Origin of the sequence: Hydrotalea sp. (assembly GCF_049968455.1) — a bacterium.
Classification (GTDB): domain Bacteria; phylum Bacteroidota; class Bacteroidia; order Chitinophagales; family Chitinophagaceae; genus Hydrotalea.
In genome coordinates this window covers 194,495-217,862 of sequence record NZ_JBMFQT010000005.1, presented here as the reverse complement: position 1 = coordinate 217,862, position 23,368 = coordinate 194,495, and the positions used below count along the sequence as shown (strand labels likewise).

General features: G+C 35.3%; 22 protein-coding genes and 1 pseudogene. 12 read left to right on the top strand and 11 right to left on the bottom strand.

Annotated elements, in window-relative coordinates:
• The coding region (locus tag ACP5P5_RS05605) for a hypothetical protein (RefSeq protein WP_428285120.1) at nt 1–282 on the top strand (282 nt) is incomplete at its 5' end.
• A gap of 181 nt (nt 283–463) precedes the next feature.
• Nucleotides 464–1,417: pseudogene (locus ACP5P5_RS05600) on the top strand (RHS repeat-associated core domain-containing protein); the annotation flags it as partial.
• An 875-nt stretch (nt 1,418–2,292) separates the two neighbouring features.
• Here the strand turns inward: ACP5P5_RS05600 and ACP5P5_RS05595 are convergent.
• The 4 genes from ACP5P5_RS05595 to ACP5P5_RS05580 all read right to left on the bottom strand — a co-directional run bounded on the left by ACP5P5_RS05595 (nt 2,293) and on the right by ACP5P5_RS05580 (nt 5,566).
• Nucleotides 2,293–2,589: a hypothetical protein gene (locus ACP5P5_RS05595; RefSeq protein WP_428285119.1), complete on the bottom strand. Its 297-nt coding sequence runs from the start codon at nt 2,587–2,589 to the stop codon at nt 2,293–2,295.
• The gene (gene surE / locus ACP5P5_RS05590) at nt 2,589–3,389 is read right to left on the bottom strand and encodes a 5'/3'-nucleotidase SurE (protein WP_428285118.1); all 801 of its coding nucleotides are present in this window, start codon (nt 3,387–3,389) and stop codon (nt 2,589–2,591) included. Before surE ends, ACP5P5_RS05595 begins: the two co-directional genes overlap by 1 nt.
• A gap of 139 nt (nt 3,390–3,528) precedes the next feature.
• Complete coding sequence (locus ACP5P5_RS05585) at nt 3,529–4,512, bottom strand: hypothetical protein (RefSeq protein WP_428285117.1); 984 nt, start codon at nt 4,510–4,512, stop codon at nt 3,529–3,531.
• A 106-nt stretch (nt 4,513–4,618) separates the two neighbouring features.
• Entirely contained in the window at nt 4,619–5,566 is a 948-nt protein-coding gene (locus ACP5P5_RS05580) for a hypothetical protein (RefSeq protein ID WP_428285116.1), read from the bottom strand.
• Nucleotides 5,567–5,600: 34 nt separating this feature from the next.
• Here ACP5P5_RS05580 and ACP5P5_RS05575 point away from each other — a divergent pair, with 34 nt between their 5' ends.
• Both ACP5P5_RS05575 and holA read left to right on the top strand, forming a co-directional pair.
• A complete protein-coding gene (locus ACP5P5_RS05575) occupies nt 5,601–6,317 on the top strand; it encodes a ribonuclease H-like domain-containing protein (protein WP_428285115.1) in 717 nt (238 codons plus the stop codon).
• 79 nt (nt 6,318–6,396) lie between these two features.
• Nucleotides 6,397–7,392: a DNA polymerase III subunit delta gene (gene holA / locus ACP5P5_RS05570; RefSeq protein ID WP_428285114.1), complete on the top strand. Its 996-nt coding sequence runs from the start codon at nt 6,397–6,399 to the stop codon at nt 7,390–7,392.
• A 13-nt stretch (nt 7,393–7,405) separates the two neighbouring features.
• Here the strand turns inward: holA and ACP5P5_RS05565 are convergent, their stop codons facing one another.
• Nucleotides 7,406–8,353: a bifunctional riboflavin kinase/FAD synthetase gene (locus tag ACP5P5_RS05565; protein WP_428285113.1), complete on the bottom strand. Its 948-nt coding sequence runs from the start codon at nt 8,351–8,353 to the stop codon at nt 7,406–7,408.
• 152 nt (nt 8,354–8,505) lie between these two features.
• Here ACP5P5_RS05565 and ACP5P5_RS05560 point away from each other — a divergent pair, with 152 nt between their 5' ends.
• Genes ACP5P5_RS05560 through ACP5P5_RS05550 form a run of 3 tightly spaced genes read left to right on the top strand, consistent with a single transcriptional unit; the run spans nt 8,506 to nt 11,014 of the window.
• Nucleotides 8,506–9,681 carry an AIR synthase related protein gene (locus tag ACP5P5_RS05560; RefSeq protein ID WP_428285112.1) on the top strand — a complete coding sequence of 392 codons (1,176 nt, stop codon included), beginning with the start codon at nt 8,506–8,508 and terminating at the stop codon, nt 9,679–9,681.
• Nucleotides 9,682–9,740: 59 nt separating this feature from the next.
• Nucleotides 9,741–10,439: a cell division ATP-binding protein FtsE gene (locus ACP5P5_RS05555; RefSeq protein ID WP_111293012.1), complete on the top strand. Its 699-nt coding sequence runs from the start codon at nt 9,741–9,743 to the stop codon at nt 10,437–10,439.
• Between the two features lie 59 nt (nt 10,440–10,498).
• Entirely contained in the window at nt 10,499–11,014 is a 516-nt protein-coding gene (locus ACP5P5_RS05550; RefSeq protein ID WP_428285111.1) for a GNAT family N-acetyltransferase, read from the top strand.
• A gap of 24 nt (nt 11,015–11,038) precedes the next feature.
• Here the strand turns inward: ACP5P5_RS05550 and ACP5P5_RS05545 are convergent, their stop codons facing one another.
• The 3 genes from ACP5P5_RS05545 to ytxJ are packed head-to-tail and all read right to left on the bottom strand — an operon-like array spanning nt 11,039 to nt 12,511.
• Nucleotides 11,039–11,578 (bottom strand): YeeE/YedE family protein, encoded by a 540-nt coding sequence (locus ACP5P5_RS05545; RefSeq protein ID WP_428285110.1) that lies wholly within the window; start codon nt 11,576–11,578, stop codon nt 11,039–11,041.
• Nucleotides 11,579–11,583: 5 nt separating this feature from the next.
• Nucleotides 11,584–12,147, bottom strand: coding sequence for a YeeE/YedE family protein (locus ACP5P5_RS05540; RefSeq protein WP_428285109.1), 564 nt, complete (start codon nt 12,145–12,147; stop codon nt 11,584–11,586).
• 28 nt (nt 12,148–12,175) lie between these two features.
• Nucleotides 12,176–12,511, bottom strand: a complete 336-nt coding sequence (gene ytxJ / locus ACP5P5_RS05535; RefSeq protein WP_428285108.1) for a bacillithiol system redox-active protein YtxJ — start codon at nt 12,509–12,511, stop codon at nt 12,176–12,178.
• Between the two features lie 287 nt (nt 12,512–12,798).
• Here ytxJ and ACP5P5_RS05530 point away from each other — a divergent pair, with 287 nt between their 5' ends.
• The 5 genes from ACP5P5_RS05530 to ACP5P5_RS05510 all read left to right on the top strand — a co-directional run bounded on the left by ACP5P5_RS05530 (nt 12,799) and on the right by ACP5P5_RS05510 (nt 19,870).
• On the top strand, nt 12,799–14,163 hold the full coding sequence (locus ACP5P5_RS05530; protein ID WP_428285107.1) for a UDP-N-acetylmuramate--L-alanine ligase: 1,365 nt from the start codon (nt 12,799–12,801) through the stop codon (nt 14,161–14,163).
• A 73-nt stretch (nt 14,164–14,236) separates the two neighbouring features.
• The gene (locus ACP5P5_RS05525) at nt 14,237–15,013 is read left to right on the top strand and encodes an exonuclease domain-containing protein (RefSeq protein ID WP_428285106.1); all 777 of its coding nucleotides are present in this window, start codon (nt 14,237–14,239) and stop codon (nt 15,011–15,013) included.
• Nucleotides 15,014–15,101: 88 nt separating this feature from the next.
• Complete coding sequence (locus ACP5P5_RS05520) at nt 15,102–15,884, top strand: polyprenol monophosphomannose synthase (RefSeq protein ID WP_428285105.1); 783 nt, start codon at nt 15,102–15,104, stop codon at nt 15,882–15,884.
• Between the two features lie 20 nt (nt 15,885–15,904).
• On the top strand, nt 15,905–16,777 hold the full coding sequence (locus ACP5P5_RS05515; RefSeq protein WP_428285104.1) for a DMT family transporter: 873 nt from the start codon (nt 15,905–15,907) through the stop codon (nt 16,775–16,777).
• A gap of 144 nt (nt 16,778–16,921) precedes the next feature.
• Nucleotides 16,922–19,870: an alpha/beta hydrolase family protein gene (locus ACP5P5_RS05510; protein WP_428285103.1), complete on the top strand. Its 2,949-nt coding sequence runs from the start codon at nt 16,922–16,924 to the stop codon at nt 19,868–19,870.
• A gap of 76 nt (nt 19,871–19,946) precedes the next feature.
• Here ACP5P5_RS05510 and ACP5P5_RS05505 read toward each other — a convergent pair whose 3' ends face one another.
• The 3 genes from ACP5P5_RS05505 to ACP5P5_RS05495 form a co-directional block, all read right to left on the bottom strand.
• Nucleotides 19,947–21,383 (bottom strand): dihydrolipoamide acetyltransferase family protein, encoded by a 1,437-nt coding sequence (locus ACP5P5_RS05505; protein WP_428285102.1) that lies wholly within the window; start codon nt 21,381–21,383, stop codon nt 19,947–19,949.
• Nucleotides 21,384–21,547: 164 nt separating this feature from the next.
• The gene (locus tag ACP5P5_RS05500; RefSeq protein WP_428285101.1) at nt 21,548–22,810 is read right to left on the bottom strand and encodes a CinA family nicotinamide mononucleotide deamidase-related protein; all 1,263 of its coding nucleotides are present in this window, start codon (nt 22,808–22,810) and stop codon (nt 21,548–21,550) included.
• A 105-nt stretch (nt 22,811–22,915) separates the two neighbouring features.
• Nucleotides 22,916–23,326 carry an acyl-CoA thioesterase gene (locus tag ACP5P5_RS05495; protein ID WP_428285100.1) on the bottom strand — a complete coding sequence of 137 codons (411 nt, stop codon included), beginning with the start codon at nt 23,324–23,326 and terminating at the stop codon, nt 22,916–22,918.
• Nucleotides 23,327–23,368 lie beyond the last annotated feature (42 nt).

Genomic DNA, 23,368 nt, shown 5'->3' with positions numbered 1-23,368 from the left:
GCATTGTCTGGATTATTTGTTAATGTAGAAATAAAATTAGAAGATACTATATGGGCTGCAAGCAATTTTAAAACACCGGCTTTTGTAGTAGTAATCATTGCACTTTCTATATATTATTCATTAGTATTTGTTTATGTAAAAAAAAGAAGGTATGAAAAAATTGCTAATAAAAATTTTGGTGTTAGTAAAAAAGTGGGAATAATAATTTCTCTTATTACTTTCTTTTTTTGTGCGATGAGTGCGCTCATATCATATGCGATTGAAAAATTACTTATACAATAGTTCAATTTAAAACGGGTATATTTATATTTATTGCAGCAACGAAAGCCCGGTAGATGTGTTCTTTGATAATGTACAGGTAGTGCATACACGAGGGCCTTTGTTGGAGGAAATGTAGCGAAGCGAAATTCGCCCATGCCCACTACAATAAAAATAACATGGGCAAACGCATTATTATCCGTTCGGACTCACCATGGCGGGCATTAGCAGCAAAGCGGCGGGGAACCTGGAGAATAAATACAAATACAACGGCAAGGAATTACAGCACCGGGAGTTTAGTGATGGCAGTGGTATAGAACTGTATGATTTTGGGGCTAGAATGCAAGACCCCCAAATAGGCAGGTGGAATGCTGTTGATCCATTGGCAGATAGGATGACTGACATGTCACCATATGTATATTGTTTTAATAATCCTTATCGATATATTGATGTGAATGGAATGGAGGGTAATGATGCAAATGGTGATGATGAAATGGTGCATGTTCGGTATGAAAGAAATAAAAAAACGGGTGAAATAACTGTTACACAAATAAGTGACGAGGAATATAACAATTCCACAAATGGGGGAACAGAACATGTGGTTTCATTTGAAAAAGGAGATGGTGATTTTGTATATGCCAATAATAGTGGTTCAGGGATGTTTCAAACAAAAGGATATCATGGTGAAAACAGCCAAACCGAAGGAGAAAACTACAATTATGTGGGCCATATTAATTGGGGAAAGGGAAATGATAAGCAAGTGGCTCAAACAAATTGGGGGGTACATAAAGGATTGGAAGCTGCACATACGACTGTTGACGCACTTGATAATACGGCCCGAATTACAATTGAAAAAGGCTTTGAAGCAGCTAATAAATTAAGTCCTGCTGCAATACTTGAAGAAGGAGCATCTGCACTTAAAACAGGTGGTAATATATTGGGCGGCATTGGTATAAGTCTTACAGTTATTGATGCAGCGACAGACCACAATGGACCACAATTAAAACATGCTATTGATGCTGCAGTAGGTATCGCTACCCTTAGTATTCCTATTGTTGGAGAATTTATTGGCGTCGGGTGGTTTGTTGGGAACATGGTTTCAATGGGGATTAATCATAAAAGTTTAAGTGAAAATATTCAAGATGTAATTGAAAAATAATATTAATACATCATGATTTTTTATAACAATATCTTTTCCTCTTTTTATCGCTACTACGCAAAATTTAAAGGAGAGGTTCCTTTAATTAAAAGCGTTTGTATTGTCTTTGTTTGTCAAATGACTTTAGTCTTTTTAATCTTTGCAATTATTAAAAAAGTGACAAGCATTAACCCCTTTCTATTGCTGCCCAATAAATTTTACTATATCCCCTTTTTTCTTCTGTGGATATACGGCTTATATAAATACTATTCGAAAGAAAGGGTTGCGGAGATAGTTCTGGAATTTGAAAATAAGTCCTCAAGTCAAAGAAAATTATGGGGGATAATAGGAATTATATCTTTTATTTTACCACTGATTTTAATTTTTATTTTATTGAAGAAATGAAAAGCGCTGCTATGCGTAGAAGCTTTAAACAATAAAGCACTTTTGTCCCGTACGTCTGAGACTAAGGACATTTTACTAAATGCGTTTAAATATAATCTTAATAAAAAAAATAGAGAGCTAACTTTAAGAAGCATAAGTTTTGCGGCCTTTGGAATCACGTATGTAAGTATCAATTAAATTAAAGATTGTTTTCTTTTTATCTTCCCTATCTTGAAGTAGTTTATAACGTCAAACAATAAGGGAAGTTACTCGGTGTATGGCTTTGCATACGCCGTAATTTCTTGCAGCTCCCAGTTACCCGAGGCAAATTTCATACAATAATTACCTTTATATCACAATCCTAACAGAGCCAGTACATCCTCTAAAAAGTTAGAACTGTTGATAGGCAAGCCGACATTATTACTCAAAAAGCAATCTTGCAAAAGGTTGCTTTTTTGTTTTAAGTATGTTGCATACTAGTAAGATTATTTACGCATGTTAATTATTTTGTATTAATAGAACAGTTTTAATAATAATACACCAATGGCATAAATTACGGTTACTACAAAAATGCCTTTAGCTGTTTTATCTTTTCTTGTGTTGATGTATAGCGTAAATACAATAGCATTGGCTAATAAAGCAAAGCTTAACATGGCAGTAATTAAATGTTTTTCAATGCCTAAATATTGAATAAATTCTGTAATGGTTAAACGTTGAAATCGCCATAAATAAAAGCCAAATATGCCGGCTAATGGCGCTAACAAGCCTAATATTACACCCAGTTTTGTATTATCTTTTTGTAAAAACATTATAAGTCCCAGTTGGTTTCTAATTCTTTTTTTAAAGCATAATCAGTTAAATCGAAAGTTACGGGAACCAAGCTTACATAATTATTGTTCAGTGCCCATACATCGGTATCTTTTCCTTTATCAAAGTTCAAAAAATCGCCGGTAAGCCAATAATATTTTCTGCCATGTGGGTCGGTACGTTCAATAAAATCTTCCTCATACTTAGCATAAGCTTGCCTGCAAACTTTAATCCCTTTAATTAAGCCGGCATCTAAAGCAGGAATATTCACATTAAATAGTAAATGTTTGGGTAGCTTTCTTTTTAGTAGTTGTTCTGTAATTTTTCTAACATATATTTTGGCTGCTGTAAAATCAGCTTCCATACTATAGTCTAATAACGAAAAACCTGCAGAAGGAATGCTTTCAATAGCTGCTTCCATTGCAGCACTCATGGTACCACTATAAATTACATTAATGCTATGGTTTGCGCCATGGTTAATGCCACTTAAACAAATATCGGGTTTACGGTGTAAAATTTTGTCAACAGCCAGTTTCACGCAATCAACGGGTGTGCCATTACAGGTGTATGCTTCAACACCATCAATAAATGCCACTTTTTGTAAACGAAGGGGGTGGCCAATGGTGATGGCATGCCCCATGCCACTTTGTGGCTTATCGGGTGCTACTACTACAATTCTTCCTAAATCCATTACTGCTTCAACCAATGCTTTTATTCCCGGTGCGCCAATGCTATCATCGTTCGTAACCAATATAATCGGTTCTTCTTTTTTTTGTTTTGATTGTTTCACTTTTTTTGCCATAGGTGCAATATACTTATGAATACTATTTGTTGTTTATTTTTTTGCTATTTGTATGTCCATATATGTAGGTGACAAAAAAGAAAAAACCGCCCCATGATACAATGAGGCGGTTTTATTGATAGTTGAGTGGTTAATTAGTTTAAAGGCCTAAAAATCCTCCTTTATTTAAAGTTTTTTGTGCTTCACCAATCTTAAATCCATTGTTATAAATTTCAATTTTATAATTACCACCGGTGAATTTACTTCCGGGTTTCCAATTAAAGCTAACCGGTAAAGTTTTGCCTTGTTCATAATTTACTTCAACCGCATTTGAATAAGCTTTATCACTTCCATCTCTTAATTTAAATGTACCTTCTGTGCCGGATGGGGTGCCATCGGGATTGGTAACACATACATACAATGTTTTCTTACCACTTGGTGTAATTCTATTCTCATCAATATTGCAAGTAATAACAAACATATCTGCACGTTTTGCATTATTGGTGCTTACCTCTTTACCACTTTTTTTCACAATAACAGCTTTAACCTGAATGTTGGAAGCATGTAAAGTGGAAGCTATGTCCTCTATATTCGCTTTTTCAGTTTGGGTTTTGGTAAGGTTACCTTGCAATTCAGTATTTTGATTGGTTAATTGCGTTTTTTCAGTTGTTAACTGCTGGTTAGCTGTAGTTAATTGTTGATTTTCGCCTTTTAACTGCTGTATTTCAGCAAACAAACTATCAATTTTTGCATTTAATTCAGCAATCATGGCTTTGGCTTGTTTTAACTCTTCTTCTGTAGCATTCTTTTTATTTAAAATGCTTCTAATGTTTGATTTTAGCTTTAAAATTTCACTATTTCTTTCAGCTAAAGCACCTTGTAATTTTACATTACTTCCTGTTAACGAGTCTGCTTTGGCAGAAGCATCATTAAACAAAACCTGTAATGAATCTTTGGCAGTTAAAGCCGTAGTAATTTGGGTGTCTTTTTGAGTAATAATTTCTTTTGTTTTGCTTTTATCGTAAATAATATAACCCCATGTTAATACCAGGGCAGCTATTAAAATGCCATAAAAGGTTTTACGATTGTCTCTTCCCGATGAAGATTGGTTTTGCGGGTTTTCTGTTGGTGTTGTATAACTCATAGTTGTATGTTTTACAGTACTAAAATAATCTTTGTTTGTGTATTATTATAATATAAAAAATATTAATTTTTAAAAATTCTTATTTATTGATGTTTTTTGGGAATTTTTAGCCGAATATGCCGCTTTTCCTAAGTAATATAGAACCTTGCCCAATTTTGTAGCCATTTTGATAAACAATAATGGTATAATCGCCGGGCTCGTAATTGCCGTTGTTGCGCCAATTAATGTTTACCGGAGCCGTTTTTCCCTGTTCGTATTGTACAGCTACTTTAGTAGTATAGGGTATTGTACCATCTAAACGGGTATTCATGGTATTACCTGAGGCTATAATTTTACCATCAGGGCTTACAATGCAAACAAACAGTTCTTTTTCACCACTGGGTGCAATACGGTTGGCATCTAAATCAAAACTTATGCGTAATACATCTGTTTTTTTGGCTACGGTAATCATTTTCTCTTTACCATTATTATGCACTTTTAATGCTTCTATACTAAAGTTTGAAGCATGCAGGGTTGAAGCCTCATCGGTTACATATTGATTGTAGGCTACGGTTTTATTTAAAGTGTCTTGTAATTGAACCTTGTCATTATTCAACTGCGCATTGGCTAAGGTTAATTCTTGATTTTTATTTTGGAGCAAAGCCAGTTCATTATACAAATCATTCACTTTGCCATTCAATTCATCAATCATTTTTCTGGCCTCTAATAATTGTGTGGCTGTCATATTTTGTTTTTGCAACAGTCCAGCAATTGTATTTTTTAAATGTTGAATGGTTTTGTTCTTATCGGCCAGTTTATCAATTAACTGAATATGCTTCCCGGTTAATGAGTCTAAACGGGCCGAAGTGGCATTAAATTCCAACTTTAATTCGGCCTTTGAACTGTCAATAGCATTTATTTGGGTTTGCAATTGCTCTTTTGAGTGGGTGGTAACACTTTTATCATAAATAATATATGCCCAAGTACCTAACAACAATACCACAAAAAGGGTGTAAATTAAGTTGCGTTTATCTTTTTTCTGCTTGGGTTGATAATCTAATGGCTCGTTCAACATAACTTTAAGGTACTATTTATTTAAAATTAAATTCATGCAAATTAGTAATTTATTGGTATTGGATATTGAAACCGTTCCGCAGTATGCCGACTTTCATCAGCTTTCGGAAAGGGTTCAGTCGTTATGGTGGAATAAAATTTCTAAAACCGTGCCAGAAAATATTTCTCCTGAAGAAAGTTATCGGTTAAGGGGTGGAATATTGGCAGAATTTGGTAAAATTATTTGCATTTCTACCGCTTTTTTTTATGAAAATGAGGCCAGGGAAATATGTTTAAAAGTAAAAAGCATATTTGGGCATAATGAAACAGAAATATTAAAAACTTTTTCGGCTTTATGCACTAAAATGAGTCAAATACACCATGGGTTTACCTTTGCAGGACATAATATTAAGGAATTTGATATACCCTACATTTGCCGACGTTTAATTATTAACGGTTTGCCTTTGCCGGAATGTTTGCAATTGCATGATAGAAAACCTTGGGAAGTACGAATGATGGATACTTTAAATTGGTGGAAATTTGGGGATAACAAAAATTATGTTTCATTAGATTTATTAGCTGAAGTATTACAAATTCCTACCTCTAAAACAGATATTGATGGCAGTATGGTGCAGGATGTTTATTATAAAGACAATGATTTGCCCCGCATAGTGCACTATTGTGAACGCGATGTAGTAGTAACTGCTAACATTATTCTAAAATTTTTAAACCTGCCTGCTTTACCTGAAAGTAGGGTTGTGGTTGTTAATTGAATGTTTGGGAAAAAGTGCTTGTTTTTAACATTTTCTGCATTGTATGCCAATACACTAATCACTACTTATTTTTGCCGGTATGAGTTATGAAAAAATTTTGGCCGACTGGCAAAAGAAAGTTTTTAAGCCTATTTATTGGCTGGAAGGGGAGGAGACTTATTATATTGACCATTTAATGCAATATGCTGAAAGCAACTTGCTTTCCGAAACAGAAAAGGAATTTAACTTAACCATACTCTATGGGCGTGATACAGATTGGGCTCAATTAATTAATGCCTGCAGGCGTTATCCCATGTTTGCCGATAAACAGGTAGTGTTGTTGAAAGAAGCCCAACAAATGAAGGATATTGAAAAACTGGAAGCCTATATTGAAAATCCATCTAATGCTACCATTTTAATAGTTGGATACAAAGAAAAAAAATTAGATGGCCGTTTGAAACTGGCCAAACTATTAAAGCAAAAGCACGAATTACTTACTACACGTAGGCTATATGAAAATGAATTGCCTGCATGGGTAAAGCAAACAACTCAATCATTAGGTTACTCCATTCAACCCAAAGCCTTGGGTTTATTGGTTGATGCTATTGGTAATGATTTAAGTCGCTTATACAACGAAATAGAAAAATTAACCCTAAACTTAAAAGGGAAAAAAGAAATTACCGATGATGATGTTGAAACCTATGTAGGAATTAGTAAGGAGTTTAATGTATTTGAATTGCAAAGTGCCATTGCACATAAAAACATGGCTAAAGCCATCAAAATTATTCAATACTTTGATGCCAACCCCAAGGCAGGTCCGTTACAATTAGTTTTACCTGCCATTCATAATTTCTTTTGCCGTGTATTAATGCTGCATGCAGAAGGCAGCAGTAAAAATCCTGCAACCATTATTGGCAGTAATCATCCCACTGCCATTGCTGACCATATGGCTGCAGTTAAAAATTATCCGCATCAAAAAACGCAACAAATACTATTGTTGCTGCACGAATACAATTTAAAAAGTATTGGTATTAACGATGCCGGCAATTCCAGTGCCGATTTACTAAAGGAATTAACTGCTAAAATTATTTTTTAATGCATGATTTGTATTAAACCAATTGGCTTAATACGGCTTGTTTATCTAATGCTAATTGTTCTTGCAAACCTTGTAAACTAGTTAATGGCATATCGCCACGAATAAACGCTTTTAGCGTAACCTGCATAGTACATTCGTAAATGTCTTCATTAAAATCAAAAATATTTACTTCAATTACTCTTCGTTTTCCATTTACAACTGGTCGACTTCCAATGTACATCATTCCTTTTAATGAGGGATAAGCAGATAAATTATTTTTACCAGCATTTACAGAACAATACACCGCGTAAACCCCATCGCCGGGTACTAATTTATCGGTGTTATTGAGTTGAATATTGGCCGTGGGGTAGCCAATGGTTCGTCCAATTTTATCGCCGGAAATAATGGTTCCTGAAAAAAAATAATCATAACCCAATAAATGGCTGGCTGTAGCAATATCATTTTGTAACAATGCTTTCCGAATGCGGGTTGAACTAATGGCTGCTGTTTCAATTACTTGAACAGGAATTTCTTTTACCATAAATCCCATGGCTTTACCATACGTTTCCAATAAACTAAAATTGCCGGTGCGATCGTGGCCAAAATGATGATCGTACCCGATAATGATGGTATGCGGCGTAAATTTTGCTACTAAAAAATTTTTAATATATGCATCGGCACTTAGTTGCGAAAATGCTTCATTAAATGGTACTACTACTAAATGGTCAATACCTTGCTTTTCAATTAATGAAATTTTTTCATCTAATGTGGTTAGTATTTTAATATCCGGAACATCGCCCACAATTTTTCGGGGATGCGGATGAAAAGTAATAACCACTGTTTCGCCGTTTACTGACGCTGCTTCTTCTTTTAATTGTTGTAAAATGGTGGTATGCCCAATATGTACGCCATCAAAAGTGCCGATGGTAATTACGCAATTTTTAAAATGGGGCAATGCATCTATATTATAATGTACCTGCATGGTTGTATGTATTGTGTACAAAAGCCAAAAAATGAATGGTTTTATTGGCTTAACAGCAAATGTACAGTAAAGCATAACTATAAAAACGGCTAATTACTGTTGTATGAATGCTTTGTTTAACTTTGCCCGAAACAACACATTAATTTTTTTTCATGTCATTATATGCGCAGCGCGGCGTTTCAGCCCAAAAAGAAGAAATACATGAGGCCATTAAGCATTTAAACCAGGGATTATTTGCACATGCATTTTGTAAAATATATCCTGACTTTTTAGGTGGTGATGAGCAAATGATTAATGTTAGCCATGCCGATGGTGCTGGAACAAAATCTATTTTAGCTTACTTGTATTGGAAAGAAACTGGCGATGTTAATATTTGGAAAGGCATTGCTCAGGATGCTGTTGCTATGAATATAGATGACCTGCTTTGTGTTGGTATTTATAATAACATGGTTTTTGCATCAACCATTGATAGAAACAAGCATTTAATTAATGGTGCAGTAATTGAGCAAATTATTAATGGTACACAAGCATTTTTCAATCAACTTGCTGCGCATGGTGTTCATATTCATTACTTAGGTGGCGAAACTGCCGATGTAGGCGATGTGGTTCGTACCATTGCAGTAAATGGAACCATTACAGCACGCTGGCCTAAGCAAAAGTTAATTACCAATCATAAAATCAGTGCCGGTAATGTAATTGTTGGTTTTGCCAGTAGTGGTAAAGCTACATACGAAACAACCTATAACAGTGGCTTGGGAAGCAATGGTTTAACCAGTGCTCGCCACGATGTGTTAAGCAAGCATTATGCTCAACTATATCCTGAAACTTACGAATCCGGATTGCCGTCAAACGTGGTGTATATTGGCAATAAAAAATTAACCGATGAATGGGTTGTCAATAATGAAACTTATACCATTGGCCAATTATTATTATCACCCACCCGAACCTATGCTCCGTTGGTAAAGCAATTGTTGGAAGAACAGTTCAATGATATTTACGGAATGATACATTGCAGCGGTGGTGGACAAACCAAATGCATGAAATATTTACCACAAACTTTAAAAGTGGTGAAGAATAATTTATTACCGATTCCACCTATATTCGAGTTGATACAACAAAATTCCGGTGCTGATTATAAAGAAATGTTTCAGGTATTTAATATGGGGCATAGACTTGAAATTTTTACCAATGAAAAAGCTGCCCAAAGAATGATTGATACCGCTAAACAATTCAATATTGATGCAGCTATAATTGGTCATACGGAAGCTGCCAATAAAAATAATTTGGTGATTGAAGGCAACTTCGGCAGCATAGAATACACATATTAACAATTTTGCTTGCTCAATTTTACTTAATTTTAAACGTTGTTATAAAAAATTAATTTTTTATGGAATCGGTTGTAACGCTTACAAACGCAAATATTTATCAGGGTTCGGCACTTATTTTACAACAAGTAAATTTTACAATAGAAAAGGGAGAGTTTGTGTACTTGGTAGGTAAAACAGGCTCGGGTAAAAGTAGCTTACTAAAAACTTTGTATGGCGAATTACCTTTGAAAGAAGGGCAGGGCAACGTAGTGGGCTTTAACCTTAGGGAAATGAATTGGAAAAAAGTTCCATATTTAAGACGAAACCTGGGGGTAGTGTTTCAAGATTTTCAGTTATTAACCGATAGAAATATTTATGAAAACCTGCGTTTTGTTTTAAAAGCCACCGGATGGAAAGATGAACATTTAATGAATGAAAAAATAAATGATGTGTTAGATAAGGTTGGCTTGAAGAGCAAAGGCTTTAAAATGGCTTATGAAATTAGCGGTGGCGAGCAACAAAGGGTTGATATTGCTCGTGCTTTATTAAACTCGCCCAAACTTATTTTAGCCGATGAACCTACCGGTAACCTTGATCCTGAAACAAGTGATGAAATTATGCAGTTGCTGTTTCAAATTACAAAAGATTATGGTACCAGCATTATAATGGCAACGCACGATTTTATTGTTATCAATCGTTATCCTTCGCGTATGCTTAAAACCGAAAATGGGCAAGTAACCGATATTCCTTTATCTGCCAATGCCACTTTTGCCGGATAATTAAATGAGTTGTTTCTTCAATAATTTTACTGTTGATTGTCCCTATGCTTTCGCATTTAATGATAAAAAAAGTTACTGCTGATGAAATACCATTATTGGTAGAAATTAGTCAATCTACTTTTTGCCATACCTACCAAGCATTTAATACCGAACAGGATATGCAGCTTTATTTAAATAAACACATGAATGAAGCAGCTATACGCGATGAATGGAATAGCCCCAACAATGAATTTTATTTTGCCTGGCTCAATGAAAACCTTGCAGGTTATTGTAAACTATCTTACCAAACACAACCGGATACTCTACAGTTTTCAAATGGTTTGGAAATTGCCAGGCTTTATGTTAATGAGCCTTTTAAAAAGTTGGGAATTGGTAAACGGTTTATTGCATTTGCCGAAAATTTGGCTCAACAACAAAATTTAGAACAAGTTTGGTTAATTGCCTGGCAGCAGAATAAATCGGCAATTACTTTTTACCAAAAAATGGATTTTGAAATTGTAGGTGAACAACAATTTATTTTAGGTAATGATGTACAAAACGACTGGGTAATGCGAAAATGGCTAACAACAAAATAATTGTTTACGGTAATAACGAAAACACTAATGTGGCAATTTTTCACGCACAGCACCATATACCCAAGTACCAACCATTGCGCTTAGCAGTACAACAGCAATAACGGTTATACCCGAACCGATTAAAGCATATAATGGCCCCGGGCAAGCGCCGGTCATAGCCCAACCTAAACCAAAAATAAGCCCACCATAAATCTGTCCTTTACTGAATTGTTTTTTTACAAATTGAACAGGCTCGCCATGTATGGTTTTTAATTTCCATTTTTTTATGCACCAAACACCCAATGCACCGGTAACTACGGCAGAACCTATTACCCCATACATATGAAAACTTTGCAGGTGAAACATTTCCTGAATGCGGAACCAAGAAATAACTTCCGCTTTAATTAAAATAATGCCAAATAAAATACCTGCTGCCAAATATTTTAAATTATACCACCACGGATGTTTTAATTGACTATCATTAGTACACATGGCATCAAGACTCCTTACCTCAAAATCGGTGTTATTGAGTGTATTGCTATGGTGAATAATATTAGTTGAGGATTGCTCAGTAATATTTTGCATATCACTTAAAGTTTTAAAATGAAGGGTAAAATAAGATTAGCCATAATAAATCCGCCGGCCATGAAGCAAATAGTGGCAATTAGTGAGGGCAATTGTAAATTGCTTAATCCGTTTATGGAATGGCCCGAAGTGCAACCTCCGGCATAACGGGTACCAAATCCCACTAAAAATCCGCCAACTACCATCATGATAAATCCGCGAAGGGTGAAGAGTCCTTCCCAACTAAAAATTGCCGTTGGTACCCAGCTATTGCTTTCCTGTATTTGATAGGTTTGTAGCTGTTCCGTTAAATTAGGATTGACATTTAAGGGCATACCATTGGTTAGGTAGGAACTTGCCAACCATCCCCCTATGATAATGCCGCCAACAAAAAACAGATTCCATTGCTCTGCCTTCCAATTGTATTGAAAAAAAGGGATTTTTGCCGGAAAACAGGCCGCACAGACATGCCTTAATGAGGATGAAATGCCAAAAACTTTATTACCTAATAATAACAGTAACGGAACCATCAAGCCAATTAATGGTCCGGAAACATACCAAGGCCAAGGGGCCTGCAACCAATGAAGCATATTTTTAATTTCCTACAAAAATAGTAGATTAATGTGAAAGTGCATTCTCAACTATTTCCTCCATAGCAATGGCGAAATGGCTTTCATGATAAACACATTGACCATTTTTAATGAGTAAAATTTGAGGAGATTCATGCTTTACCTGAAAAACCTCGGCCACTTTTGCGGACAGTGAACGATATTGTATTAAGTCTAAATAATAGAAATCAATATCCGCAGGTGCTTCAGCACGTTCCAAACGATGCAAAGCAGTACTACTAATACTACAGCGAGTACTATGTTTAAAAATAACCTGTGGCTTCAGAAAGGAGGCTTCTTGTATTTGCGCTAATTGTTCTTCTGATGTAAGTGATATCCAGTTCATTATTGCTTTTTTATGCAAAGCAACAAAAAAAAGCCCATTAAGGTTTAAAGTAGTTTTTGTTGGTGGTTGGGCAGCCTCTTCCCCGTGATGAAACACAGGAGCTGACAGTAAAAGCTACCATAACCAAAAGCACTAAGGCAATTAACATTTTTTTCATAAAATAGCTATTTGTTCAAGCTGCGGTATTACCGCAAAAATCAAAGATAAGAATTCGTTACAAAATGTTGCTTTTATGCAAATTTTTTAATTATCTATGCACATTAACGAAAAAGTAGAGAATAAATTTTATGCCAAATATTCATTTTATTGCCATTGGCGGAAATGTTATGCATCAGTTAGCTATTACTTTAGCGCAGAAAGGGTACCATGTAACAGGTTCAGATGATGAAATTTTTGAACCCGCTTATTCCAACTTAAAAAACGCCGGATTGCTGCCTAATGAATTGGGCTGGTTTCCCATAAAAATTACTAATAATTTAGATGCAATTGTAGTGGGTATGCATGCAAGGGATGATAATCCCGAATTAGTGCAGGCTAAACAATTGGGTATTCCCACTTATTCTTTCCCCGAATTTATTTTTAACGAAAGCAAAAATAAAATGCGGGTAGTAATAGGGGGTAGCCATGGTAAAACTACCACAACTGCTATGGTAATGCACGTGTTGCAACAAGCCAATCTTAATTTTGATTATTTGGTGGGTGCCCAATTAAATGGTTTTCCACAATCCGTACAACTTACCAATGCGCCGGTAATTGTGTGCGAAGGCGATGAATACCCGGCCAGCACCTTAGATAAAAGGCCTAAATTTCATTTTCTGTTTCCCAATATTGCCGTAATAACCGGCATAGCCTGGGATCATATTAATGTCTTTCCTACGTTTGATATCTATTTGCAACAGTTTTCCATTTTCATTGAAAAAATTGAACCCGACGGTACGTTAATTTATAATGCAGAAGATGCTACTTTAAAACAATTAGTATTACAGCAAACCCGAAAAGATATTCAATACATTCCCTACACTTTACCAACCCATAAAGTAGATGCCGGTATCACTTACATAACTATGGAAGACATTACGGTGCCCTTGAAAGTTTTTGGTAATCATAACTTATACAATTTACATGCTGCCTATTGGGTATGTAGAAAACTGGGGGTAACCAATGAGGTATTTTTAAAAGCTATACAAAGCTTCACAGGTGCCAGTAAACGATTAGAAGTAATATTGGCGAATGATTCCATTACCATTTTCCGCGATTTTGCCCATGCGCCCAGCAAAGTAAAAGCAACCATTGAAGCGGTAAAAACACAATACCCGCAAAGACATTTAACCGCAGTTTTTGAATTGCATACCTATAGTAGTTTAAATGCCAACTTTTTTAAAGAATACAATGGTGTGTTTGAAAAAGCCGATTCCTGTGCCGTATTTTATGCCGAACATGCATTGGCCATAAAAAAAATGCCGCCCATTGATGAAATACTTTTACGAGCAGGGTTTAATCAATCTAATTTAGCCATTTTTCATAACAAGGAGGCCTTGTTAAGTTGGTTACATCAACAGCCTAAAATCAATAGTAACCTTTTATTAATGAGTAGCGGCAATTTCGATGGGTTAGATTTGGAAGCATTAAAAAGCAATTATACTCCCAACTAAATTTTTATTAACAACAAACTACTTTATTTTCGTTTCCTATAAATCCTTTAATTTATATTTGAAAATGCATAATATGAAAATTCAGCTTAGCAAACCTGTTGCAACCATTGATTTAGAAACCACCGGTGTGAATATTGGATCTGATAAAATAGTGGAAATTGCTATTGTAAAAATATTACCTGATGCGACAAAACAAATAAAAAGAAAATTAATTAATCCTGAAATGCCCATTCCAAAGGCTGCTTCTGATGTGCATGGTATTACCAATGAAATGGTAAAAGATGCGCCCACTTTTAAGCAAGTTGCCAATGAAATAAAACAATTTATAGGAAATGCTGATTTGTGTGGATATAATAGCAATCGGTTTGATATTCCTATGTTAATTGAAGAATTTGCCAGAGCGGGTCAGGAATTTTCTACGGAAGGACGCAAGTTTATTGATGTGCAAAAAATATTTCATTTAAAAGAACAACGTACCTTAAGTGCAGCATACAAATTTTATTGCAACAAAAATTTAGATGGGGCACATAGTGCAGAAGCGGATGCTGTTGCTACTTGGGAAATTTTAGAAGCGCAGGTGGAAAGATATGGGGATATTGGAACGACGGCAGAAGAGTTGGCTAAATTTTCAGGTGAAGAGGATATGGTTGATTTTGCACGGAGGTTCATAAAAGTTAATGGTGTAGAAATTTTTAATTTCGGTAAACATAAAGGCAAGCCGGTTGTTCAAGTATTGAAAGAAGAACCGCAATATTATGATTGGATGATGAAAGGTGATTTTCCGATGAATACCAAGCAAAAGTTCACCGAAATATTGAATAGAACCTATTTGAAAAAAGATAAAAATTAAAAAACGCTGAAGATTTGTAAATTTTAGTAAACCATTTAGCAGCTGTTTTGAAAGAACTTCGTACTTTCAGGTTTAAGATATTTATACGTTGGAAAAATTAGTTATCATACCTACCTATAATGAAGTTGAAAATATTGTTGCAATATTAGATACTGTATTTGCGTTGAATCAAAATTACCATGTATTGGTAATTGATGATGGCTCGCCCGATGGTACTGCATTGGCCGTAAAAAATTTAATGACTAAATACAAAGGATGTTTGTTTTTAGAGGAAAGAGAAGGGAAATTGGGGTTAGGTACAGCTTACATTCACGGATTTAGGTGGGCATTAGCTAACGGATATCAATATATATTTGAAATGGATGCCGACTTTTCTCATAATCCTAACGATTTAGAACGCCTATACGAGGCTTGCAAATACAATGGTGCTGATGTTGCCATTGGCAGTCGTTATGTAAGAGGCGGCAAAATTGAAAATTGGCCTTTAGACCGTCATCTGTATTCAAAAGGTGGCGCTATTTATACCCGTATTATTACTTTCATGCCCATTAACGACCCCACAGCCGGATTTATTTGCTATACAAGAAAGGTATTACAAACTATTAATTTTGATGCCATTACTTTCGTGGGTTATGCCTTTCAAATTGAAATGAAATTTGCTGCATGGAAATTGGGCTTTAAAATTAAAGAAGTACCCATTACTTTCATTGATAGAAAAATTGGTGTGAGTAAAATGAGTAAAGGCATTTTGAAAGAAGGCGTATTTGGTGTTATTAAAATTCAATGGCTGAGCATGTTTAAAAACTATCGAAAAAAAGTTGCAGCTATTGCTACTCCTGAAATTGTTCAACAAGTAACCGACGTACAGTAATTTTTTTTCATTTCCTTTTCATGAAGCAATCGCTTATACAACTTCATATTTCTGTTTTGTTGGCAGGATTTACCGGAATTTTAGGGGTCTTTATTCAATTAAATGAATTGCCACTTGTTTGGTATAGAATGGGAATAACTGCCATTACTTTATTGATCATATTACTTTGGCGAAAACAGACATTCGCCATTACACCTCGGAATATATTATTGTTTTTGGGTATTGGAGTGCTTATTGCTTTGCATTGGGTATTCTTTTATGCAAGTATTAAATTGGCTAATGTATCAATAGGTTTGGTATGCTTTGCAGCAACCTCATTCTTCACGGCTGTATTAGAGCCATTATTCAATAGAAAAAAAGCACATGCAGTGGAAGTTGGTTTGGGCTTATTGAGTTTACTGGGCATCTATATTATTTTTCAGTTCGATGTAAAATTTAGAACGGGTATTTTATTTGGATTAGGCTCGGCATTAATTGCTGCTTTATTTTCCATATTCAATAAAAAAAATATTCATAAGGCAGCACCGCAAACCATAATGTTGATTGAAATGACAGGCGGGTTTTTACTTTTAACCATTTTGTTGCCTTTTTATTTACAGCAAAATCCTACATCAAAGTGGATTCCAACGATGCCCGACTTATTTTGGTTACTGATACTTGCCTGGTTGTGTACCGTTTTAGCCATGGAATTAATGTTGAAAGCATTGCGGAATATTTCTGCATTTACTCAAAATCTCACTTTAAATCTGGAACCGGTTTACGGTATATTATTGGCTTTTGTTTTATTTCATGAAAATAAATACTTGAACAGCAGTTTTTATTGGGGTATTTTTTGCATTGCATTATCGGTCATCATTCAAATGCGTAGGGTAAACAAACTTTATCATACCTAATTCCGGAACAAACAGTCGGCAAGTAAGTTACTAAAGCAATTTGTCTTTATTGGGGAAGATAAAATTTCTTTACATCCGTTTATCAATAGTTTTTTATGGCATTTCCTGCATTTATTTATCTTAGTAGGTCTTCAATAAATGCATATGAGAAAATTTTTATTTTTAATTGCTGCTTTAGTTGCAGCATCATCCCTGTTGGCACAAAAAAAAGTATTAGACCATTCCGTTTATGATAGTTGGCAAAGTATTGGTGAAAAGCAAATAAGTAACAATGGTCAGGTAATTACATACACCATTGTACCACAAGAGGGGGATGGCTGTTTGTGGATTAGAAAATATAATAGCCAAAAACAGCAGTGGGATACCGTTGATAGTGTTCCCAGGGGTTATCAAGCCAAAATAACAAATGATGCAGCATTTGTTGTATGTAAAATAAAACCTTTGTATCAACAAATTCGTGAGTCAAAAATTAAAAAGCTGAAGCCGGAAAATATGCCGAAAGACAGTATGGCTATCATTAATATACAAACCGGCTCTATTACAAAAGTTGCCGCGGTTCAAAGCTTTTTATTGCCCGAAAAAGGGAATAACATATTGATTTGCTTGAAAGAGAATATGATTGCTCACACACCTGCAAAAAATGATTCTGCAAGTTTAGTTCAGCAACTTAAAAAGCAACTTTCCGGTACACAACATTTAGAAGACAGTTTAAAAAAGCAATTACAGTTATTGCAAGAAAAGGGTTTCGCCAACTTTAATGCTTCTGTTAAAAAAAGCAACGATACGCTTTCAAAAGCAACAGAATCATCAGTTAAAACTGATTTATATATTTATCGTTTACCCAATACCGAACCCGAAATTATACATAAAGTGCAACAGGCTATTGTGGCTAAGTGGGGTACTGCAGTGTTATTGAGTGAATGGATAGGGCCTGAAAATTTTTCTGTAAAGTATTATCAACTGAGCCAAAACAAACCCATTACTGTAGCAAATGGCCTGCATGAGGTAAGTGCTCTAACTTTTGATGAATCCGGAAAACAATTATCATTTGTTGCAGAAAAAGACAGCAGCAGTAAAGCATTGCAGAAGTTTTATGGTTTGTATTACTATACAGCAGGCGCAGATAGTGCTACATTAATTGTAAACCGCAATACTAAAGGCATGCCCGTTAATTGGAGTGTAAGTGCCTTTAGTAATACACATTTTAGTGAATCAGGCAAAAGATTATTTTTTGGAACAGCACCTGTTTTACCTCCAAAAGATACTACTGTACCAGCCTTTGAACAGGCCGGTTTAGATATTTGGCATTATAACGATGATGATATAATGCCGGCTCAATTAAAAAATTTAGAAAGGAATTTGAAAAAGAATTATTTAGCTCGTTATGATTTTACTACACATACAATGGTGCAATTGGCTAATAATGTATTTGAAAATGTAGTAGAAACCAATAAAGGCGATGGCAAGTATTTTTATACCTATACTGATACCGGCAAAAGGGTTCAAAAGCAGTGGCAAGGATATACGTTTAAAGATGTGTATGCAATAAACCCCGAAAATGGCGACAAGCAAAAAATAGCTGCTAATATAAAAGTACGCATGTATGCTTCCAGTACGGGAAAATACCTGGTATTGTATAATGAAGTGTTGAGAAAGTATTATTGTTACAATGCCGATATCAATAAATTGTATGCCATTGCCAATGATGTTACTATGCCTTTATATGATGAGACTAATGATGTTCCCGATGATCCTTCAAATTATGGCATAGCAGGATTTACCAGAAATGATAGTTATGTATGGATATATGACCGATTTGATATTTGGCAGGTAGATCCGTCGGCAAAATTAGCATCACATAAAATTACCAATGGCCGAACTACTAAAATGCAATACCGTTATATTAATATGAAAGATGAAAACTTTATCCCTGCAAATACTGATGTATGGTTGCATTTGTTTAATGAACAAAACAAGTTTAGTGGAATTGCCTTATCAAAGCCTGTTAATAATCAACAACAGCCCTGGCTGCGTAAAAACGAAATACTTTTAAATGTTCCGAAATTTATCAGTGGAACGGAGCTTGATAAAAATGCAACAGAATTAGTATTTACAATGGAAGACTATCAAAATAGCCCAAATGTATTTGTTTTGAATAAACCGGCAACCGCCATTAATCAACCACAACAATTAACTGATATTAATCCACAACAGCAGCAATACAATTGGGGAACAGCTACCTTATTTACCTGGCGTGCCTACAATGGAAAAATGGCTGAAGGTATTTTGTATAAACCTGAAAATTTTGTGCCTACTCAAAAATATCCGATGATTGTTTACTTCTATGAAAGAAACAATCAAACAATTTACAACTACATTCCACCTACACCAACGCCATCACGTTTAAATATTTCATTTTATGTTAGTAGGGGATACGTTGTTTTTGTTCCGGACATTTGGTATTCTAAAGGGCATCCAGGGCAAAGTGCATATGATTATATTGTAAGTGGAACAAGAGCTGTGGTAAAATTAGGATTTGTAGATAGCACCAAATTAGGCATTCAGGGACAAAGTTGGGGCGGTTACCAAACTGCATATGTAATTACCAGAACCAATTTGTATAAAGCTGCATGGGCAGGAGCACCGGTGGTAAATATGTTTAGTGCTTATGGAGGTATAAGATGGGAAAGTGGTGTGAATAGGCAGTTTCAATATGAAAAAACACAAAGCCGCATTGGTGCCGATATTTGGCAAAGACCCGATTTATATATTGAGAATTCCCCTTTGTTTCATTTAAAAAATGTAAAAACACCACTCGTAATTATGAGTAATGATGCAGACGGTGCTGTGCCATGGTATCAGGGCATTGAATTTTATACTGCTATGCGCCGTTTACATAAACCGGTTTGGCTATTGGTGTATAATGGTGAAGCCCACAATTTAGTTGAACGTAGAAACAAAAAAGATATTCAAATTAGAGAGCAACAATTTTTCGACTGGCTTTTAAAGGGTGCAAAACCTGCAAAATGGATAACTGAGGGTGTTCCTGCCATTTTAAAAGGAAGAGATTGGGGCTTGGAAACAGTTAACTAATTAAGAAGAATTATTCAATAAAAAAGCGGCTTAGGATTATGTATCCAAGCCGCTTTTCTGTGTTTAACTATTTTCATTAATCAATGTAATGTTCCTGAACTACCAATTTTAGTTCACGGTTCACATCCCATGCTTCAATTTCTTTGGCAACTTCGTATAAAAAGCTGGCGCCAATGCTACCATCAATAATTCTATGATCATAGCTCATGGATAAATACATCATGTGTCTAATGCCAATATAATCGCCTTTATCTGTTTCAATAACAACAGGACGTTTTTTGATAGCACCTACTGCTAAAATTGCAACTTGTGGTTGGTTAATAATGGGCGTTCCCATTAAACTGCCAAAAGTTCCCACATTGGTTAAAGTAAAGGTACCACCTTGGGTATCATCCGGCTTTAATTTATTATTTCTGGCATTGTCAGCTAGGCTATTCACAGCCTTGGTTAAGCCCACTAGGCTTAAATTTTCTGCATTTTTAATAACCGGCACAATTAGGTTACCGTTAGGTAAGGCAGTGGCCATGCCTATATTTAAATTTTTCTTGATGATGATTTTATCGCCATCAACAGAACTGTTTACAATAGGGAAGCGCTTTAAAACTTTTACAATACACTCAATAAACATGGGTGTAAATGTAATTTTAGTGCCTTCAACTTTTTCGAAGTTGTCTTTTACTTTGTTGCGCCATAGTACCATATTGGTAACATCGGCTTCAGTAAAACTGGTTACATGCGGACTAGTATGCTTACTATCTACCATGTGTTTGGCAATTAGTTTACGCATACGGTCCATTTCAATAATTTCCACATTTTGTTGAGGAATGGTAATGGGTGCCGGTGTTTCCGGAGCTGCTTTTACTTCTTCTTCAATAATATGGGTTACATTAACAACAGGACTATCGGGTTGAGGCGCAGGTGCAACAGCAGGTTTTACTTTTCCTGCTTTTTTATCGGATAAATATTGTAAAATATCTTTTTTAGATACCCTGCCTTCTGCACCCGTACCGGGTATATTTTCCAGTTCGGCCATGCTAATACCTTCACTATTGGCAATATTTAAAACTAAAGGTGAGTAAAAGCGGTTGTTGCCTGAAGTATTGTTAGTAATCTGTGCTGCATTAGGTGCAAACGGAACAGCAACAGGTTCATCATGTATTGCAGGTTCCAGAGTTTTAAATTGTCCGTTGGCATTAACCTGCATGCTTCCGGTTTCGGGTTTGGCAGCAGCGGGAATTGGTGTTGGCGCAGAAGATGAATTTCCTGCAGTATCAGCCACTTCAATTTTCGCTAATACGGCACCCACCGGAACCACATCATTTACATTATATAAAATTTCTTTAATGGTTCCCGCAACAGTACTGGGTACTTCGCTATCTACTTTATCAGTTGCAATATCAAGCACGGTTTCATCTTGTTTTACAACATCGCCCACTTTTTTGTGCCAGCGCAAAATAGTAGCTTCCATAATACTTTCACCCATTTTGGGCATCACTAAATCTGCTAAAGCCATAAAATACAATTTTGGTGATAATATACTGTTGAAGTATTACTTTAGTAATGTTGGCAGCAATCGTTTAATAGCCTATTCAACAGTAAAATTCAGGGTCAAAAATAGTGTTTTAGCATGGTACCTGCACACGATTTTTGCTAATAAGCAATAATTTAATGTAAATGTTAATTTTTGTCATTCATTAGTTGAATAAGAAGCAATAGCGCATTAGCTGCAGTTAATTGAATATTGCGTTGTCTATTGAAACGGAAATGCATTTTTTTAGTAATAATTTTATGATTTCCCGATACAGCCATCCAAACAGTACCTACGGGTTTATCGGGCGTAGCACCGCCGGGTCCCATAATACCGCTAACTGCAATAGCATAATCGGTATGTAACATTTGTTGTGCATTGTGTACCATTTCTCGCACTACTTCTTCACTCACTGCTCCATATTTTTCAAGTGTTTGCTTTTTTACATGTAACACTTTTTCTTTTATATCATAAGAATAACTAATGATACTTCCTTCATAGTACGAGGAAGAGCCGGGAATGGAAGTAATTAAATGCGATATGTAACCGCCTGTACAACTTTCAGCAGTGCCAATGGTTCTCTTTTGTTTCAATAAAATTTTGCCTACCACTGCTTCAAGCGGTTCGTCCTTGTCGGTAATCATTACATCGGCCACCAATGCTTTCAAGTTTTCAAAATAGGTGTTAATGGTTGTATTTACTTCCGTTGCATTTTCGCCATTTAAGGTTAACCGTAAACGAACCATCCCATAGTTGGGTAAGTAGGCTAACGACAAATTCTTTGGTAATGATTTCTCAAATTCTACCAATCTTTCTGCTAACATTGATTCGCCAATACCGGCAGTTAGCAAAGTTCTATGTTCAATACTACCTAAGGTAAAGCGTTGTTGTAGTAAGGGAATAATTTCATTTTGCATTAATCCCTGCATTTCATGCGGAACACCCGGTAATGAAAAAAATAAACACCCATTTTTTTCAAACAACATTCCCGGTGCAGTACCCAATTCGTTTTTTATAATAGTACAATTATCGGGTACTTCTGCTTGTTTTATATTTCTTTCAGACAATGGAAGACCTCGCTTAAAAACATGTTCAAATAAATATTCAACATGTTGTAAGGTGGGTTGATGCAACACTAATTTTCCACCAAAATATTTACACAATAGGGGCTTAGTTATATCATCTGAAGTGGGGCCTAATCCGCCCGTAATGAAGATAAGGGTTGATAAAGCACTCTCTTGGTCAAGCGCTTGCCAAATTTCGTCCCATTTATCTCCTACAGCTATTCTTCTATGTACTGGAATGCCAATTTTATTCAATGCCTGAGCCATCCAGGCGCTATTGGTATCAATAACTTGTCCTATCAGTAGTTCATCACCTATCGTAATAATAGAGGCAGAAATGGTATTCATATCACTAAAAATTGCCTGCAAAAGTAAAGTAGTTAATATTTTAAAACCCAATTATATTTTTAAACGGGATTCTGTATAATTCAATATAATATACTTTAGTACCTGTTATTTAAAGTAAACTGCGAATTTTTCGTATAAATGTTGGGGCATATTTGTTTTTTCCTTTGTTTTTGCATTAATAAAATACAGAACCACCCTGCCTAGGGTTATTAATTTGTGTTGTTCATTAAAAATTTCCTGATGAAACTCAATTTTATGATCCGTTGGCAAATTTTTTAAAGTAGTGGTTATGGTTAATAAATCATCATAATGCGCCGGGCGCAAATATTTAGTATGTATTTCAACAATAGGCATTATTATACCCATGGCTTCTATATCCTTATAAGTAAAGCCTAATTGGCGAATGCTTTCTGTTCGTCCTACTTCAAAATATTGTACATAATTGCCATGATAAACCACATTCATTTGGTCGGTTTCTGCATATCTAACTCTAATCTGTGTGCTACTTTGATACATTTTTTTTAAAAATTTGTTGGTAAAGGTATTAAGCTTTACTGT

What these genes read in the sequence shown, in the direction of transcription:
- ACP5P5_RS05595 (WP_428285119.1), bottom strand. Translation starts at nt 2,589, where the DNA reads ATGTTTTTACAAAAAGATAATACAAAACTGGGTGTAATATTAGGCTTG.
- surE (WP_428285118.1), bottom strand. Translation starts at nt 3,389, where the DNA reads ATGGCAAAAAAAGTGAAACAATCAAAACAAAAAAAAGAAGAACCGATT.
- ACP5P5_RS05585 (WP_428285117.1), bottom strand. Translation starts at nt 4,512, where the DNA reads ATGAGTTATACAACACCAACAGAAAACCCGCAAAACCAATCTTCATCG.
- ACP5P5_RS05580 (WP_428285116.1), bottom strand. Translation starts at nt 5,566, where the DNA reads ATGTTGAACGAGCCATTAGATTATCAACCCAAGCAGAAAAAAGATAAA.
- ACP5P5_RS05575 (WP_428285115.1), top strand. Translation starts at nt 5,601, where the DNA reads ATGCAAATTAGTAATTTATTGGTATTGGATATTGAAACCGTTCCGCAG.
- holA (WP_428285114.1), top strand. Translation starts at nt 6,397, where the DNA reads ATGAGTTATGAAAAAATTTTGGCCGACTGGCAAAAGAAAGTTTTTAAG.
- ACP5P5_RS05565 (WP_428285113.1), bottom strand. Translation starts at nt 8,353, where the DNA reads ATGCAGGTACATTATAATATAGATGCATTGCCCCATTTTAAAAATTGC.
- ACP5P5_RS05560 (WP_428285112.1), top strand. Translation starts at nt 8,506, where the DNA reads ATGTCATTATATGCGCAGCGCGGCGTTTCAGCCCAAAAAGAAGAAATA.
- ACP5P5_RS05555 (WP_111293012.1), top strand. Translation starts at nt 9,741, where the DNA reads ATGGAATCGGTTGTAACGCTTACAAACGCAAATATTTATCAGGGTTCG.
- ACP5P5_RS05550 (WP_428285111.1), top strand. Translation starts at nt 10,499, where the DNA reads ATGATAAAAAAAGTTACTGCTGATGAAATACCATTATTGGTAGAAATT.
- ACP5P5_RS05545 (WP_428285110.1), bottom strand. Translation starts at nt 11,578, where the DNA reads ATGCAAAATATTACTGAGCAATCCTCAACTAATATTATTCACCATAGC.
- ACP5P5_RS05540 (WP_428285109.1), bottom strand. Translation starts at nt 12,147, where the DNA reads ATGCTTCATTGGTTGCAGGCCCCTTGGCCTTGGTATGTTTCCGGACCA.
- ytxJ (WP_428285108.1), bottom strand. Translation starts at nt 12,511, where the DNA reads ATGAACTGGATATCACTTACATCAGAAGAACAATTAGCGCAAATACAA.
- ACP5P5_RS05530 (WP_428285107.1), top strand. Translation starts at nt 12,799, where the DNA reads ATGCCAAATATTCATTTTATTGCCATTGGCGGAAATGTTATGCATCAG.
- ACP5P5_RS05525 (WP_428285106.1), top strand. Translation starts at nt 14,237, where the DNA reads ATGAAAATTCAGCTTAGCAAACCTGTTGCAACCATTGATTTAGAAACC.
- ACP5P5_RS05515 (WP_428285104.1), top strand. Translation starts at nt 15,905, where the DNA reads ATGAAGCAATCGCTTATACAACTTCATATTTCTGTTTTGTTGGCAGGA.
- ACP5P5_RS05510 (WP_428285103.1), top strand. Translation starts at nt 16,922, where the DNA reads ATGAGAAAATTTTTATTTTTAATTGCTGCTTTAGTTGCAGCATCATCC.
- ACP5P5_RS05505 (WP_428285102.1), bottom strand. Translation starts at nt 21,383, where the DNA reads ATGGCTTTAGCAGATTTAGTGATGCCCAAAATGGGTGAAAGTATTATG.
- ACP5P5_RS05500 (WP_428285101.1), bottom strand. Translation starts at nt 22,810, where the DNA reads ATGAATACCATTTCTGCCTCTATTATTACGATAGGTGATGAACTACTG.
- ACP5P5_RS05495 (WP_428285100.1), bottom strand. Translation starts at nt 23,326, where the DNA reads ATGTATCAAAGTAGCACACAGATTAGAGTTAGATATGCAGAAACCGAC.